Annotated in this window: 13 protein-coding genes; 3 read left to right on the forward strand and 10 right to left on the reverse strand. The window is 72.0% G+C overall.

All coding sequences use genetic code 11. The features are described from left to right. Positions 1–29 precede the first annotated feature (29 nt). On the forward strand, positions 30–1,400 hold the full coding sequence (gene glmU / locus LUTJ29_RS0101695; RefSeq protein ID WP_027071028.1) for a bifunctional UDP-N-acetylglucosamine diphosphorylase/glucosamine-1-phosphate N-acetyltransferase GlmU: 1,371 nt from the start codon (positions 30–32) through the stop codon (positions 1,398–1,400). 169 nt (positions 1,401–1,569) lie between these two features. Here glmU and LUTJ29_RS0101700 read toward each other — a convergent pair whose 3' ends face one another. The 8 genes from LUTJ29_RS0101700 to LUTJ29_RS0101735 all read right to left on the reverse strand — a co-directional run bounded on the left by LUTJ29_RS0101700 (position 1,570) and on the right by LUTJ29_RS0101735 (position 9,721). Further along, the gene (locus LUTJ29_RS0101700; protein WP_156911532.1) at positions 1,570–2,850 is read right to left on the reverse strand and encodes an ATP-binding protein; all 1,281 of its coding nucleotides are present in this window, start codon (positions 2,848–2,850) and stop codon (positions 1,570–1,572) included. A 42-nt stretch (positions 2,851–2,892) separates the two neighbouring features. After that, positions 2,893–4,236, reverse strand: a complete 1,344-nt coding sequence (locus LUTJ29_RS0101705) for a sigma-54 dependent transcriptional regulator (RefSeq protein WP_027071030.1) — start codon at positions 4,234–4,236, stop codon at positions 2,893–2,895. 29 nt (positions 4,237–4,265) lie between these two features. Continuing rightward, positions 4,266–4,763 carry a nuclear transport factor 2 family protein gene (locus tag LUTJ29_RS0101710; RefSeq protein ID WP_232221131.1) on the reverse strand — a complete coding sequence of 166 codons (498 nt, stop codon included), beginning with the start codon at positions 4,761–4,763 and terminating at the stop codon, positions 4,266–4,268. Between the two features lie 10 nt (positions 4,764–4,773). Continuing rightward, on the reverse strand, positions 4,774–6,006 hold the full coding sequence (locus LUTJ29_RS0101715) for an FtsX-like permease family protein (protein ID WP_027071032.1): 1,233 nt from the start codon (positions 6,004–6,006) through the stop codon (positions 4,774–4,776). A 32-nt stretch (positions 6,007–6,038) separates the two neighbouring features. Continuing rightward, the gene (locus LUTJ29_RS0101720) at positions 6,039–7,340 is read right to left on the reverse strand and encodes an ABC transporter permease (protein ID WP_027071033.1); all 1,302 of its coding nucleotides are present in this window, start codon (positions 7,338–7,340) and stop codon (positions 6,039–6,041) included. 43 nt (positions 7,341–7,383) lie between these two features. After that, positions 7,384–8,109, reverse strand: coding sequence for an ABC transporter ATP-binding protein (locus LUTJ29_RS0101725; RefSeq protein ID WP_027071034.1), 726 nt, complete (start codon positions 8,107–8,109; stop codon positions 7,384–7,386). Positions 8,110–8,213: 104 nt separating this feature from the next. After that, complete coding sequence (locus LUTJ29_RS0101730; RefSeq protein WP_027071035.1) at positions 8,214–8,423, reverse strand: hypothetical protein; 210 nt, start codon at positions 8,421–8,423, stop codon at positions 8,214–8,216. Positions 8,424–8,425: 2 nt separating this feature from the next. Continuing rightward, positions 8,426–9,721 (reverse strand): efflux RND transporter periplasmic adaptor subunit, encoded by a 1,296-nt coding sequence (locus LUTJ29_RS0101735; RefSeq protein ID WP_027071036.1) that lies wholly within the window; start codon positions 9,719–9,721, stop codon positions 8,426–8,428. Between the two features lie 179 nt (positions 9,722–9,900). Between LUTJ29_RS0101735 and glmS the strand changes: the two genes are divergently transcribed. Continuing rightward, on the forward strand, positions 9,901–11,730 hold the full coding sequence (gene glmS / locus LUTJ29_RS0101740; RefSeq protein ID WP_027071037.1) for a glutamine--fructose-6-phosphate transaminase (isomerizing): 1,830 nt from the start codon (positions 9,901–9,903) through the stop codon (positions 11,728–11,730). Positions 11,731–11,763: 33 nt separating this feature from the next. Here glmS and LUTJ29_RS0101745 read toward each other — a convergent pair whose 3' ends face one another. Beyond that, positions 11,764–12,003: a hypothetical protein gene (locus LUTJ29_RS0101745; protein ID WP_027071038.1), complete on the reverse strand. Its 240-nt coding sequence runs from the start codon at positions 12,001–12,003 to the stop codon at positions 11,764–11,766. 158 nt (positions 12,004–12,161) lie between these two features. Here LUTJ29_RS0101745 and LUTJ29_RS0101750 point away from each other — a divergent pair, with 158 nt between their 5' ends. Beyond that, positions 12,162–14,279 carry a TonB-dependent copper receptor gene (locus LUTJ29_RS0101750; protein ID WP_232221132.1) on the forward strand — a complete coding sequence of 706 codons (2,118 nt, stop codon included), beginning with the start codon at positions 12,162–12,164 and terminating at the stop codon, positions 14,277–14,279. Positions 14,280–14,282: 3 nt separating this feature from the next. Here LUTJ29_RS0101750 and LUTJ29_RS15760 read toward each other — a convergent pair whose 3' ends face one another. Next, entirely contained in the window at positions 14,283–15,866 is a 1,584-nt protein-coding gene (locus tag LUTJ29_RS15760) for an AMP-binding protein (RefSeq protein WP_051322590.1), read from the reverse strand. Positions 15,867–15,965: the final 99 nt, after the last annotated feature.

Raw genomic sequence — 15,965 nt, forward strand, 5'->3', positions numbered from 1 at the left:
TCCACGCACTCCGAACCCGCGGAACGCCCATGCCCAGCTGTCCCCTGCACGTCGTGATCCTCGCCGCCGGCGAGGGCAAGCGGATGAAGTCCTCGCTGCCCAAGGTGCTGCAGAAGGTCGCAGGGCGGCCGATGCTGGCCCACGTCGTCGCCACCGCGCGCGAACTGCAGCCGGCCGGCATCCACGTGGTGTACGGCCATGGCGGCGACCAGGTCCGGGCGGCGTTCGCCGACCAGGCCGACCTGGCCTGGGCCGAGCAGGCGCGCCAGCTCGGCACCGGGCACGCCGTGCAGCAGGCGATGCCGGGCGTGCCCGACGACGCACGGGTGCTGGTGATGTACGGCGACGCCCCGCTGTTCACGGTCGCCACCCTGCGCCGGCTGCTGGCCGCGGGCGGGCGGCTGGCGCTGCTGGCGGCCGAACTGTCCAACCCGACCGGCTACGGCCGCGTGGTGCGCGACGCCGAGGGCAACGTGGCCGCGGTGGTCGAGGAGAAGGACGCCACGCGCGACCAGCGCGCGATCCGGCTGGTCAACACCGGCGTGATCGCGGCCGACGCCGACGCGCTCAAGGGCTGGCTGTCGCGGCTGTCGAACGACAACGCCCAGGGCGAGTACTACCTCACCGACGTGGTGGCCATGGCTGCCGCCGACTTCGCCGCGGCCGAACTGGTGATCGTCGAGGACCCGGGCGAGACCGAGGGCGCCAACGACCCCTGGCAGCTGGCCCAGCTCGAGCGCGCCTTCCAGCAGCGCGCGGTGCGCGCGCTGTGCCTGCAGGGCGCGCGCGTGGCCGACCCGGCGCGGATCGACATCCGCGGCGAGGTGGTGGTCGGGCGCGACGTCGAGATCGACGTGGATGTCGTGTTCGAGGGCCGGGTCGAGCTGGGCGACGGCGTGCGCGTGGGCCCGTTCACCCGCCTGTGCGACGTGGTCCTGGCCGCGGGCACCCAGGTGCGGGCGCACTGCGACCTGGAAGGGGCGCGCACCGAAGGGGCGGTCCAGATCGGCCCGTTCGCGCGCCTGCGCCCCGGCACCGTGCTGGCCGACGGCGTGCACGTGGGCAACTTCGTCGAGACCAAGAACACGCGCATGGGCGCGGGCAGCAAGGCCAACCACCTGACCTACCTCGGCGACGCGGTGGTGGGATCGAAGGTCAACGTGGGCGCGGGCACCATCACCTGCAACTACGACGGGGTGAACAAGTCCACGACCAGGATCGGCGACGGTGCCTTCATCGGCTCGAACACGGCGCTGGTGGCGCCGGTGGCGGTCGGCGAGGGCGCGACCATCGGCGCGGGCTCGGTGGTCAGCCGCGATGCGCCGGCCGGCAAGCTCACCGTCGCGCGCGCGCGGCAGGCGACGATCGACGGGTGGAAGCGGCCGGAGAAGAAGTCCTGACGAGATCGCCCGTCGCCCGGACCAGGCCGCGGGCCGCATCCGGTGGGGCGTGGGGGTGGCGCGGAAGGATGGTGTCCCGGGTGCGCTTCGCTTACCCGGGCTGCGCGGCGGCGGGGTGTTTCGTTTGCGGCGCGCGTGGGGACGCGTTCGTCCGGCCAGCAGCGGATGGTCACGTCTGGCCCGGCAATACCATCGAGACGCACAGGCCACCGTCCTTGCGGTTGAGCAGGGCGATGCGGCCGCCGTGGGCCTCGGCGATCTCGCGCGCCAGCGCCAGGCCAAGGCCGGTGCCGCTGCGCTTGGTCGAGTAGAACGGCAGCAGCGCATTGGCCAGCACCGCTTCGTTCATGCCGGTGCCGCGGTCGAGCACGTCGATCCGCCAGCCGTCGGCGATCCGCCGCACCGCCACCGACACGCCGTCGGGCGGCGAGCCGGACTCGTGCGCGTTCTTGAGCAGGTTCAGCATCGCCTGCTCGATCTGGGCCGGGTCGAAGCGCAGCACCTCGTCGGGCACCACGCCCTCGATGCCGAACGGCACCTGGGTGCGCAGCTTCTCGATGAAGCCGGCCAGGTGCACCGGTTCGTCGCGCGGCGCGGGCAGCTTGGCGAAGCGGGCGTAGTCGCGCAGGAAGCCTTCGAGGTGGCGGGTGCGCTCCTCGATCGTGGCCAGCGCCACCGGCAGCTTCTCCAGCTGGCCGCGGCGCAGCAGCTCGGCGCCCGAGTGCGCGAGCGAGGCGATCGGCGCCAGCGAATTGTTCAGCTCGTGGCTGATCACCCGGATCACCTTCTTCCACGTCTGCACTTCCTGCCGGCGCAGTTCGGCGGTCATCTGCCGCAGCAGGATCAGTTCGTGCGGACGGCCGTTGAGCCGGAACATGCGCCGCGCGAGGTGGTAGATGTCCTCGTGGTCCTCGTCGCCCACGGTGAACATCCCGTCGGCGCCACGGGCGAAGGCCTCGCCCACCGCCGGTGGCGCCTCGCCCAGCAGCTCCTCGAGCGCGCGGCCCTCCAGCCGCCGTCCGTCGCCGAGCATGCGCCGCGCGGCCAGGTTGCCCAGCACCACGCGCCGCGACGCGTCGAGCAGCAGCATCGCGACCGGCGTGTTCTGGACCATGGTGTCGAGCAGCAGTTCGCGTTGCACCAGCGACAGCCGCTGCTCGCGCAACGCCTGGCCGAGCTCGTTGTGGGCGTTGACCAGTTCGACCAGGTCGCCGTAGCGGTCCCAGGAGATGCTGAAGCTGAAGTCGCCGTCGCGGTAGCCGGCGACGGTGCCAGTCAGGGCCCGGATCAGCGCGCGCAGCGGCACGAACGTGCGCCACACCACCAGCCCCGCGAGCGTGCCGCAGGCGAGCGCGGAGCACAGCGCCGCCATCCAGACCGGCATCCACTGCGCGAGCGCCACGGCGAGCGCGGCCGCCGCGGCCGCGGCCAGCACCACCAGCGCGACCATGCGCACCGCCAGCGGCACGAGGCGGAAGATGCGCATCGGGCCTCAGCCGCGCGGGATGCCGTAGCGGTCCATGCGCCGGTACAGCGCCTGCCGCGACATGCCCAGCTCCGACGCCGCCTGCGCGATCACGCCGCCGGCGCGCCGCAGTGCTTCCTCGATCGCCGCGCGCCCGGGGTCCTCGCCGTGCGCGGGGCCGGCGGCCTCGGGCGCCGCCACGGACAGCCCCAGTGCCGCGGCCTCGATCACCTCGCCCGACAGCAGCGCCGCGCGCTGCACCGCGTTGCGCAGTTCGCGCACGTTGCCCGGCCAGGCGTGGGCGAGCAGGGCGCCTTCGGCCTGGCGGCTGAAGGACTTGCCCGGCGGCAGGAAGTGGCGCGCCAGCGGCAGGATGTCGCGCGGGCGCCTGGCCAGTGGCGGCAACCGCAGTTCGATGCCGTTGAGCCGGTAGTAGAGGTCCTCGCGGAACTGGCCCTCGGCGATCATCGTCGCCAGGTCGGCATTGGTGGCGCTGACCACGCGCACGCGCACGCTGCGTTCCTGGTTGCCGCCCAGGCGCTGGAAGCGCCCGGTCTCGAGCACCCGCAGCAGCTTGACCTGCCCGGCCGGCGGCAGGGTGCCGATCTCGTCGAGGAACAGGGTGCCGCCGTCGGCGGCCTCGAACTTGCCGACGCGGGCCTTGTTGCCGGCGCCGGTGTACGCGCCCGGCTCGGCGCCGAACAGCTCGGCCTCGATCAGTTCGCTCGGCAGCGCGCCGCAGTTCACCGCCACGAACGGCCCCGGCTTCACCGCCGAGTTGTAGTGGATGATCTCGGCGTACTTCTCCTTGCCCGCGCCGTTGGGCCCGGTGATGAGCACCGGCAGCTCGGAACGGGCCACCTGCAGCGCCAGCGACAGCACGGTTTCGGTGGCGAGGTCGTCGTAGACCAGGCCGCGCAGGTCGTGGTCGCGCGCCATCGCCTGGCGCCGGTCGCGCTCGCCCGCGCTGCGCGCGGCGAGTTCGCGCCGGGTCTCGGCCAGCTCCAGCAGGTTGTTCACCGTGGCCAGCAGCTTGTGGTCGTCCCACGGCTTGCCGATGTAGTCGGCGGCGCCGGCCTTGACCAGGTCCACCGCGGCCTCCAGCCGGGTCCAGGCGGTGAGCAGGATCACCGGCATGTCGGGGTGGCGCGCGCGGATCTCGCGGAACAGCGCCACGCCCTCGTCACCCGACGTGGTGTCGGCGTGGAAGTTCATGTCCTGGATCACCAGGTCGACGCCGCCGCGGCCCAGCACGTCGAGTCCCGTCGCCGGGCCGTCGGCGTGCACGACGTCGATGTCGTGGAGCGAGAACAGCAGTTCCAGCGCGGTGCCGACGGAAGGGTTGTCGTCGATGACCAGGACGGTGGGCATGGGGTCGCGGGTGGTGGCCAGTCGCTATCCTAGCGATTGTCGGTGGCGCGGTGTCCGTAGCTGAGTACGCGGGTGACGGTCCAGAGCCCCTCGTGCAGGCGCCAGACCATGGTGAACTCCGCCTCGCCGTCGCAGGCGCCGGTGGCCGCGTCGCAGAAGCGGTGCCGGCCCTGCGAGATCGCCCCGAACCCGGCCACCGGATGCACCTGCAGGCTGCCCTCGACCAGCTGCCGGGTGTAGCGCCCGCAGGCATGGCGCCGGGTGTTGTCGAGCATCGCTTCCCGGGTCCAGGTCACGCCGCCGGTGTCGTGGTAGAACTCCACCGCCGGATCGAACGCGGCCGCGTGGCGCGCCAGCTGGGCCGGGTCGTCGCAGCGGTTGAAGGCGTCGAACAGTTCGGCGTCGAGCGCGGCGACGGTGGCGTGCAGGGCGGCATCGGCGCGCGCGGCGCCGGGCGCGGCGCAGGCGGCCAGCGCCAACAGCAGCGCCCACGCGGCGCGTCCGGCCATGAGCAGTTGCGGTCCCATGGCCGGCGCCTCAGACGCTGCGGGTCGCGATCGCCGGCGGCACGGAGGCCGCGCGCCGCGCCGGTCCGAACACCGCCAGCTGGCCGAGCAGCCACAGCGCCAGCGCGCCGACCGGCAGGTAGGCCAGCGGCAGCCGCTCGAGCTCGTAGCGTTCCATCAGCACCTGGTTGATGCCGAAGGCGGCCAGCATGCCGATGGCGATGCCGATCGTGGCGAGCAGGAAGTTCTCGGTCTGGAAGTAGCGCATCACCTGGGCGCGGGTGGCGCCGAGCGCGCGGCGCACGCCGATCTGCTTGGTGCGCTGCTGGACCCAGAAGCTGGCCAGGCCGACGATGCCCAGCGCGGTGATCAGCAGCAGGCCGATGCAGACGATCGCCAGCAGCCACGCCATCGACCGCTGCTGCTGGAAGAACTCGTCGCGCATCGCCTCCACCGTCATGGTGTTGTCCTCGAGCACGATCCGCGGCGGTCCATTGCCGCGCAGCGTTTCCACCGCGGCCTTGAGCACCTCGTCGCGGCGCTCGGGCGACGTGCGCAGGACGTAGTTCCCGCCGACCCCGTAGTGGCTGCGGATCGGGAACACCATGCTGTACTCGCGCGCGGTCGGGCCACCCAGCATGTTGGGGCGCACCAGGTGCTCGACCACGCCGACCACGCGGATGCCGCCGTCGCCCCAGCTGTAGAACGTCTTGCCGATCGCGTCCTCGCCCGGGAACAGGCGCTCGGCCATCTTGCGGGTGATGATCGCGCCGGGCACGCTGACTTCCCCGGTCAGGCGCTGCAGGGCCTCGAACTCGAGGTACTCGTCGGGATTGAAGTCGCGGCCGGCGACCAGCTTCAGGCCCAGTGCCTCGAGGAACTGGTCCTCGGCCATGTACACCGTGGCGTTGAGCATGGCCTGCTGCTGGTCGGCGCTCAGCCGGACGCTGCTGTTCCAGGACGAGTTCACGAACGGCACCTGGTTGATCACCGTGGCGTGGGTGACGCCGGGGATGGCGCGCAGCGCGGCGAGGTCGGCGCGGGTCTGGGCCTCGGCGTTGGGATCGTTGCCGATGCCGGTGATCTGCACCCGGACCAGCTCGTTCTCGGCCAGGCCGCTCACTTCGTTGAGCTGGGCCAGGCGCTGGCCGATGAGGAACATCGCGTTGCAGATGATCGCGCAGGTCAGCGCGATCTCGAGCACGATCAGCGCCGCCGCGGTCTTGTGGCGCATCAGCGTGGACAGGATGGGGCGGAATTCCATGGCGTTTCTCCGCAAGACGGGGCCGGGAGGGACTACTGCGACTTGAGCTGGAGCGCGGGGCTCACCTGCACGGCCCGCCACGCGGGCAGCATGCCGGCCAGCAGGCTGGCGGCGATGGCGATGGCGAAGGTGGCCACCAGCATCCCCAGGTCCAGGCGCGCCAGTTCGGCGTAGCCGACCGGCTGCTGGCGCACGCCCCACAGCCCGAGCAGTGCAAGGCCGAGGCCGAGCACGCCCCCCGCCAGGCCGACCACGCCGGCCTCGACCAGGAACTGCTTGAAGATCTCGAGCCTGGAAGCGCCGAGCGCGCGGCGCACGCCGATCTCGCTGCTGCGCCGCAGGAACTTGGCCAGCAGCAGGCCGACGGTGTTGAGCAGGCACACCAGCAGGAAACCGACGCCGAGCCAGAGCTGCATCACCACGTCGCCCGGCACCACCCGGTTGAACTCCAGCAGCTCCATCACGTTGCGCATGCGCACGTTGGTCGGCCGCTCGAAACGCCCGGCCGCGCGCTGCAGCTCGGAGTAGTTCTCCAGGTAGGCGCGGTAGTCGCCCGCCTTCGACGGAGCATCGAGCTCCACCCAGTACTGGATCCAGGTGCACGGCGCGTTGAGGCTGGTCTGGTCGCCGTTGGAGTCGCCCCAGCAGTCCATGCTGCCATTGCGGCCCATCTGCAGCGCCACCGCGGTCGAGATCGGCAGGAAGATCTCGTCGCGCTGCCCGTAGCTGTCCAGGGTCATGTCGTAGAAGCGCGGCGACGGCTGCCACTCGTCGAGGACGCCGACCACCGAGAAATCGGCCTGGTCCAGGCGCACCGTGCGCCCGACCGGGTTGGCCTCGCCGAACAGGCGCCGGGCCATCTCGCGCGAGAGCACCGCGACCCGGGCCTGGGCCTCGTCGTCGCCGCCCGACCAGCCGCCGCCGTGCAGGAACGGCGTGTCGAACATGGGGAAGAAGTCGGCGCTGGTGTAGCGCGCCACGGTCATGAACGCAGGCACGTCCTGCCGCTCCGGCGTCACCGCGACGGCGCCGCCGGTCATCATCGCCTGGCGGTGCCCGCGCTTCTCGCGCAGCAGGGTCTCGGAGTCGAACCGCGTCATCTGGAACGCGGGTTCGTCGCCGGGGGTGAAGCCCTGCATGCTCTGCGGGTCGAGCTGGATGTAGAACAGGCGGTCGCTCTTGTGCGGGATCGGGTCGCCGGACAGCACCCGGAACACGGTCAGCGTGGTCATGCACGCGCCGATGCCCAGCGCGATCGCCAGCACCATCAGCGCGGTGAGCACGCGGTTGCGGCGGAAGCTGCGCAGGGCGAGGTTGAGGTAGTAGCCGAACATGGGAGGGCTCCGGAAGCGGGATGCCGTGGCGGACGGTGCGCGGTCAGGCGGTCGCGGGCTCGGTGGACGCGGACCTGGCCGCGCGGGCCAGGCCCGGCTCGATCGACAGGTCGGTGGCCATGCCGTCGACGATGTGCACGTTGCGCTGCGCGCGCGCGGCCAGTTCCGGGTCGTGGGTCACCATCACGATCGTGGTGCCGCGCGAGTTGATGTCCTCCAGCAGCTCCATCACGCTGCGCGCCATCTGCGAGTCGAGGTTGCCGGTGGGCTCGTCGGCCAGCAGCAGGCGCGGCGAGCCTGCCAGCGCGCGCGCGATCGCCGCGCGCTGCTGCTGGCCGCCCGACAGCTCGGACGGGTAGTGCTTCATGCGCGACCCCAGGCCCACCTGCGACAGCGCTTCCTCGATCCGCAGGCGGCGTTCGCCGGCCGGCATGCCGCGGTAGCGCAGCGGGACCTCGCAGTTGTCGAACAGGTTGAGGTCCGGGATCAGGTTGAAGCTCTGGAAGATGAAGCCGATCTTCTCGTTGCGCAGGCGCGAGCGCTGGTTGTCGTCCAGGTCCTTCACGTCGACGCCGTCGAGCAGGTACTCGCCGCCGGTGAAGGTCTCCAGCAGGCCGGCGATGTTGAGGAAGGTGGTCTTGCCCGAGCCCGACGGCCCGGTGACGGCGACGAACTCGCCCTCGCGCACGTGCAGGTCGAGCGACCTCAGGGCGTGGGTTTCGACGAGTTCGGTGCGGTAGATCTTGGTGACCTGGCGCATGTCGAGCATGTGGGTGTCCTCGGGAAGGTGGCGGCGGAGGAGGGAAGGGCCATCCCGCTGCGCGGCGCCCGGAGAGAGAGGCCGGGCGCGCGCGGCAGGACGGAAAGCGACGCTCAGGCGACGCGGAAGCGCGCCGGCAGCGGCGGATGGCTGGTGTACGCGGCGCGCGGCCTGCGCGCCATGCGGATGCCGTTGGCGGCCTCGCGGCCGGCGCCTGCGCCGACGCTGATCGCGTACAGCTCGTGCAGGCGCAGCGGCACCGCGTCGGTGAGCTGCTGCGCGGTCCAGCGCAGGTTGTGGGGGAAGCAGGCGAAGTTGTCCATGATCAGAGTCCCGAGATGCGGACGCGGTCCGCGTTGTCGAACTGGTCGGTGCCGGAGACGACGATGCGCTCGCCTTCCTCGAGGCCCGATACGATTTCCACGGCGTTGAGGCTGCTGGCCCCGGCCTGGATCGGCCGGCGCACGGCACTGGAGCCCTCGACCACCCAGGCGAAGCGCCCGCCGTCCTGCTCCAGGAACGGCCCGCGCTCGACCATCAGCACGTCCTCGCGGGTGTCGAGCACGATGCGCGCGGACAGGCGCTGGTTCTGGCGCAGGTTCGGCGGCTGCTGGTCCTCCTCGAAGCGCAGTCGCGCGGTGACCTCGCCGTTGACCACTTCCGGCGATACAGCCGCGACCTTGGCCGCGTAGCGGTTGCCGCTGCTGGCGATCTGGGCCGGCACGCCGATCGACAGGTCGCGGGCGAAGCTTTCCGGCACCCGGATCTCGACCTCGAACACGCTCAGGTCGATCACGCTCAGGATCGGCGCGTTGATCGCCACGTTGGTGCCCTGGGCGACCTGCACCTGGCCGACCTGGCCGTCGAACGGCGCGCGCAGGGTCAACGCGTCCACCTGGCGGCGCAGTTCGGCGACCACCGCGCGCTGGCGCTCGGCCAGCAGCTGCTTGTTGCGCGCATCGATGCCGGAGCCCCGGCCCTGCAGGGCGAAGTCCTTGCGCGCCGCGGCCAGGCCGAGCTCGGCCTTCTTCAGCCCGTCCAGGGCCCGGTCGTAGTCGTTGCGCGAGACCGCGCCGCCGTTGAAGGCGCGCTCGTAGCGCTCCACGTCGCGCTGCGCGGCGGTGTAGTCGATCTGGGCCTGGTCGAGCAGCTTGCGGGCGTCGGAGCGGGTGAGCTGGGCGTCGAGCACCGCACGGCTGGCCTCGCCCTCGAGGCTGGCCAGGGTCGATTCCTCCTGCACCAGGCGGCTGCGCAGCTCGGGACTGTCGATCACCGCCAGCTCCTGGCCGGCCTCGACCACGTCGCCGGCCACGACCTTCAGCGTGACGGTGCCGCCGGCGATCGCGTACAGGGTCGGGCTGTTGGCGGTGATGACGCGGCCCTCGGCGGTGAGGTCGCGCACCAGGTCGCCGCGGGTCACCTGGGCGATGCGCAGGCGCGAGGCGTCGAACGAGGCCGAGCCGGACGCCCAGCCGCCGGCCACCCAGAGCGCCAGGGCGAGGATCGCGATCCCGCCGGCGCCGCCGAGCACCCAACCCCTGCGCAGGCGGCGCAGGCCGGTGGGGCGCGCGAGGATCTGGTCCTGTCCGGAGGTGTCGCGGATGCGGGGGGGGCTTTGCATGTCCGGTCGTGGTCTGTCTGCGGGTTCGACGGGGAATTACGCAATCCCCGTGCCAACACCCAAGTCATTGATCGAGAAGGTTTTGTGCGCCACGTCCGGTGTCCGCCCGGACACCCGGCCTGTCCGGGCGGACAGTCCTTTCCCGTACACTTGGCCGATACCTTGGGAGTAGCGGATACATGTGTGGCATCGTCGGCGCGATCGCGGATCGCGATGTGGTCCCGGTCCTGATCGACGGTCTCAAGCGCCTGGAATACCGCGGCTACGACTCCGCGGGCATCGCCCTGGTGGCCGACGGCGACGTCAGCCGCGTGCGCCGCACCGGCCGCGTGGCCGAGATGGAAGCCGCGGCGCTGGCCGGCGGCATGCAGGCCAGCCTGGGCATCGGCCACACCCGCTGGGCCACCCACGGCGGCGTCACCGAGGCCAACGCGCATCCGCACATCAGCCACGGCGTGGCCCTGGTCCACAACGGCATCATCGAGAACCACGAGCAACAGCGCGCGCGCCTGCAGCAGCTCGGCTACGCGTTCGAGTCGCAAACCGACACCGAGGTGATCGCGCACCTGATCCACCACTACCTCAAGTCCGGCGACGATCTGCTCGGCGCGCTGCAGCGCGCGGTCAAGGAACTGCACGGTGCCTACGCGCTGGCGGTGGTCAGCCGCAAGGAGCCGCACCGGATCGTGGTCGCGCGCATGGGCTGCCCGCTGCTGGTGGGCCTGGGCGAGGGCGAGAACTTCGTCGCCTCCGACGTCTCGGCGATCGTGCAGGCCACGCGCCGGGTGATCTTCCTCGAGGAAGGCGACACCGCCGAGGTGACCCGCGAGTCGGTGCGCGTGTTCGACGCGGACGACGCCCCGGTCGAGCGCGAGGTGCACCTGTCGGACGTGTCGCTGGCCTCGCTCGAGCTCGGCCCGTACCGGCACTTCATGCAGAAGGAGATCCACGAGCAGCCGCGCGCGATCGGCGACACGCTCGAGGCGATCATCGACGCCGCCGCGTTCGAGCCGGAACTGTTCGGCAAGGACGCGCGCGAACTGCTCGCCGGGGTCGAGGGCGTGCAGATCCTGGCCTGCGGGACCAGCTTCTACGCCGGCTCGGTGGCGCGCTACTGGATCGAGGCGATCAGCGGCCTGCCATGCAGCGTCGAGATCGCCAGCGAGTACCGCTACCGCCAGGCGGTGGCCAACCCGCGCCACCTGGTGGTGACGATCTCGCAGTCGGGCGAAACGCTCGACACGATGGAGGCGCTCAAGTACGCCAGGTCGCTGGGCCACGACCTCACCCTGTCGATCTGCAACGTGCCCGAGAGCGCGATCCCGCGCGCCAGCCGGCTGGTGTTCTACACCCGCGCCGGCGCCGAGATCGGCGTCGCCTCGACCAAGGCCTTCACCACCCAGCTGGTCGGCCTGTTCGCGCTCGCCGCCACCCTGGCCAAGCTCAACGGCCGCCTGGACGGGGACAAGGAGGCGGGGTACATCGAGGCGCTGCGCCACCTGCCCGGCAGCGTGCAGCACGCGCTGAACCTGGAACCGCAGATCGCGTCGTGGGCCGAGCGCTTCGCGCCCAGGCAGCACGCGCTGTTCCTGGGCCGCGGGGTGCATTACCCGATCGCGCTCGAGGGCGCGCTCAAGCTCAAGGAGATCTCCTACATCCACGCCGAGGCCTATCCGGCGGGGGAGCTCAAGCACGGCCCGCTGGCGCTGGTCGACGCGGAGATGCCGGTGGTCGTGATCGCGCCCAACGACAACCTGCTCGAGAAGGTGAAGTCGAACATGCAGGAGGTGCGCGCGCGCGGCGGCGAGCTGTTCGTGTTCACCGACGCCGACAGCAACTTCGGCGAATCCGAGGGCGTGCACGTGATCCGCACCCCGCGCCACGTCGGCGTGCTCAGCCCGATCGTGCACACCATCCCGGTGCAGTTGCTGGCCTACCACACCGCGCTGGCGCGCGGCACCGACGTGGACAAGCCCCGCAACCTGGCCAAGGCGGTCACGGTCGAGTAGCGCGCGCGGCGGCTGGTTGCCGCCGCGGCCGCTTCAGCCTCCGCAACCCCCGCAACAGGTCGACGGCTGGCGCTCGATCGCGCCGGCGTCCACCGCGAACCCCGTGCGCGCCAGGCAGGCGGCGATCCGCGCCTCGTCCAGGCTGGTGGACACGCGCAGGGTCCGGGTGGCGAGGTCGAGGTCGGCGAGCGCGGCCGGATCGAGCGACTGCAGTGCGTCCTCGACGGCGCCGAGGTCGATGCGGTTCTCGCCGAGCCTGACATGGAATTCCATCGTGGTCCTCCGCGGGGTGGCCGCCGCATCCGGACGGATGCAAGCGCGAGGCCGCAGCATCGCGCGCCAGGCCCCTGCATGCCTTGACCTGGGTCAGCCGCCGGGCGCCGTCCGGGCCACGCCTGATCCAGGTCAAACCGCCGGCGATTGTGGACATTTTGTCCGTTCCCGCGCGCCCGCCTCCGCGCTGCAATGCGCGCATGCGAGGAGGACGTGCGATGAAAGCCAAGGCGTTGTGCATCTGCGTGGCGATGGGCCTGTCGTCGATGGCATCGGCGTCGCCGACGTCCGGATCCGATGCGCCGGCCATGCCCGACCCGGTCGACCTGGATGCGGTGGTGGTCACCGCCGCGGCGCCGGTGGCGACCTTGACCTGGGTGACCGACCCGCGCCTGCCGCGGCAGCCGGTGCCGGCCAGCGACGGCGCCGACTACCTCAAGACCGTGCCCGGCTTCGCCGCGCTGCGCAGCGGCGGCACCAACGGCGATCCGGTGCTGCGCGGGCAGTTCGGCTCGCGCCTGAACCTGCTCGCCGGCGACGGTGCCCTGATGGGCGCGTGCCCCTCGCGCATGGACAACGCGATGTCCTACGTCGCGCCGGAAACCTACGACCTGCTGACCATCGTCAAGGGACCGCAGACGGTGCTGTGGGGCGGGGGCGCGTCGGCGGGCACGGTCCGCTTCGAGCGCGCGGTGCCGTACTTCGACGCGCCCGGCGTGCGCCTGGACGGCAGCGCCACCGTCGCCAGCCACGGCCGCAACGACCAGGTGCTCGACGCGGCCGCGGGCAATCCCACGGTGTACGCGCGGCTCACCGCCAACCGCTCCGAATCGGGCGACTACGCCGACGGCGCGGGCCGGCGCGTGCCCTCGGCCTGGAACAAGTGGAACGCGGATGCCGCGTTCGGCTGGACTCCGGATCCGGACACCGTGCTCGAGGCCAGCGTCGGCACCGGCGACGGCCAGGCGCGCTACGCCGGCCGCGGCATGGACGGCACCCGGTTCGACCGCGACAGCCTCGGCCTGCGTTTCGAGAAGAAGGGCATGGAGGGACGCCTGCGCGCGATCGCGGCCAACCTCTACGCCAACGATGTCGACCACGTGATGGACAACTACACCCTGCGCGACCCGGATCCGCAGGGCGCGATGCCGATGGCGATGGCGAGCAACGTCGCCCATCGCACCCGCGGCGGCCGCGCCGCGCTCGACGTCGGCGGCGATCGCTGGGAGCTGGCCGCAGGCGTCGACGCACGCACCAGCCGGCACGCGCGCCGCGCCGCGATGGGCCGCGACCAGTACCTGGCGCAGCCGTGGACGGTGGACGCGCGCTTCCGCCAGGCCGGCGCCTTCGCCGAGCTGCACTGGCACCTGCGGCCCCGCCAGCACCTGGTCGCCGGCGCACGCGTGGACCGCGCCGAGGTCGAGGACCGCCGTGCCAGCACCGGCGGGATGATGCCCATGCCCAATCCGACCCTGGGCCAGGTGCGCGCGGAAACCCTGCCCTCGGCCTTCGTCCGCTACGAGCGCGACGTCGAAGGCAGGCCGCTGCGCTGGTACGCCGGCCTCGGCCACACCGCGCGCATGCCCGACTACTGGGAACTGTTCTCGCCCGACCGCGGTCCCGACGGCGCGGCCAACGCGTTCGCGGGCGTGCAGCCCGAGCGCACCACCCAGCTCGACATTGGCCTGCGCTACGCCGGCAAGCGGGTCGAGGCCTGGGTGTCGGCCTATGCCGGGCGGATGGCCGACTACATCGTGTTCGACTACCTCGACGCGATGGGCCGCACCGCCACGCGCGCGCGCAACGTCGATGCCGACATCCGTGGCGCGGAGGCCGGCGTGGAGTGGCAGGCGGCCGACCACTGGACGCTCGGCGGAACCCTCGCCCACGCCCGGGGCGAACTGGCCGGCGGCGAGGCGATGCCGCAGATGCCGCCGCTGGAGGCGCGGCTGAGCGCGGCCTGGGACGACGGTACGTGGTCGGCCGGTGCGCTGCTGCGCGTGGTGGCGGCGCAGGACCGCGTCAGTCCCGCGCTGGGCAACGTGGTCGGGCGCGACCTCGGCCGCAGCAGCGGGTTCGCCGTGTTCTCGGTCAACGGCGCCTACCGGATCAACGACCGGATGCGCCTGGCGGCCGGCATCGACAACCTGTTCGACCGCGACTACGCCGAACACCTCAACCTCGCCGGCAACAGCGCCTTCGGCTATCCGGCCGACCCGGTGCGCATCCACGAGCCCGGGCGCTCGGCGTGGGTGAAGCTCGACGTGGAGTTCTGAGCCTCAGCCGGAGGTCGTGGCCTTGAGGATCTCGCGCAGCCGGCGCTTGTCGAGCTTGTTGGCGCCGGTGCGCGGCAGTTCGTCGAGCACCTGGATGCCCACCGGGCGCTTGTACTTGACCAGGGTCTCCTGGCACCACGCCAGCAGCGCATCGACGTCGACGCTGCCGCCGCGGCGCGCGACCACGAAGGCGTACGGGTTCTCGCCCAGATATGGGTCGGGGATGCCGACCACCGCGACGTCGGCGACGTCCGGGTACTGGCGGATGTGGTCCTCGACCTGGCGCGGGTACACGTTGTAGCCGCCGACCAGGATCATCTCCTTCATCCGGTCGACCAGGTACAGGTAGCCGTCCGCGTCGAGGTAGCCGACGTCGCCGCTGTGCAGCCAGCCGTCCGCGTCGAGGCCGGTCTCGGCCGGGTTCTCCTGCAGGCGGTAGCCGCGCATGACCTGCGGGCCGCGCACGCACACTTCGCCGGGCTCGCCCACCGGCACCGGCCGCGACGGGTCGACCACGTCCACGAGCCTGAGTTCGATACCCGGCGCCGGATGTCCCACCGACGAGGGGCGCTGCGGACGCGAGCGCCAGTTGTAGACCAGCGGCGCGCCTTCCGACATGCCCCAGCCCTCGAGCAGCGGCGTGCCGACCTTCTGCATCCAGGCCTCGCGCAGCGGCTGCGGGCAGGGCGAACCGCCGGTCAGCGCCAGGGTCAGGTGGCCCAGGTCGGTGGAGGCGAACTCGGGCGAGGCCAGCAGGCCGGCGTAGATCGGCGCGGGGCCGCCGGCGAACACGGTCGCGCGCTGGCGCTGCAGCTGCTGCAGCACCTGCTCGGGCTGGTAGCGCGGCAGCAGGATCAGGGTCGAGGCCAGGTACAGCGGCGCCAGCATCGCGAAGCCCAGGCCCCAGATGTGGAACAGCGGCGCGACGTCGAGGATGCGCTCGACGTCGTAGCGCAGCTCCCACCCGGTGCAGTGCGCGCGCACCGAGAACACCATGCCGGCATGGCTGTGCTCGACCGCCTTGGACAGGCCGGTGGTGCCGCCGGTGAAGATCAGCAGCGCGGGTTCGTCGGGCGAGAGGTCCGGGCATACCGAGAGGATCGCCCCGGCGGCGTCGCCGCCGTCGTCCTCGAACGGAGCGGTCGCGTCGAGTTCCAGCAGCGCCGCGCCGCCCGTGTCCTCGGCCAGCGCGCGCGCCGCGGCGGCGCTGTCGCGGTTGTGGACGATGAGGTCGGGCGCCCGGGCCCTGAACAGCGTCGCCAGTTCGCTGCGGCCGTAGAACGGGTTCAGCGGCGCGTAGCGCACGCCGGCCGCGAACGCGGCGAATGCGGTGACCACGCACTCGGGGCTGTTGGCCAGCGGCGCGGCCACGATGCCGCCGCGCGGCACGCGCTGCCTGAGTTCGCGCGCGAGCGCCGCCACGCGCAGACCGAGTTCGCGGTAGCTTGTCTCCCGTCCGCCGAACACCAGCGCCGTGCGGTCGGGCGCGCGCGCGACCGAATGCGCGAGCAGGTGGGCCAGCGTGGCCGGGGTGTGCAGGTGCGCCGCGACCTGGGCGACGGCGGATCCGCTCGTGGCTGCTTGCATGGTTCCTCTTCCCGGGCCGGGACGTGGCAGATAGGTATGATATATAACAATTCGCCGAGGTGGTGGAAGTCGCGGCGGGGAAGCGGGTGGTCGCCGCCA

Origin of the sequence: Luteimonas sp. J29 (assembly GCF_000472505.1) — a bacterium.
Lineage (GTDB): Bacteria > Pseudomonadota > Gammaproteobacteria > Xanthomonadales > Xanthomonadaceae > Luteimonas.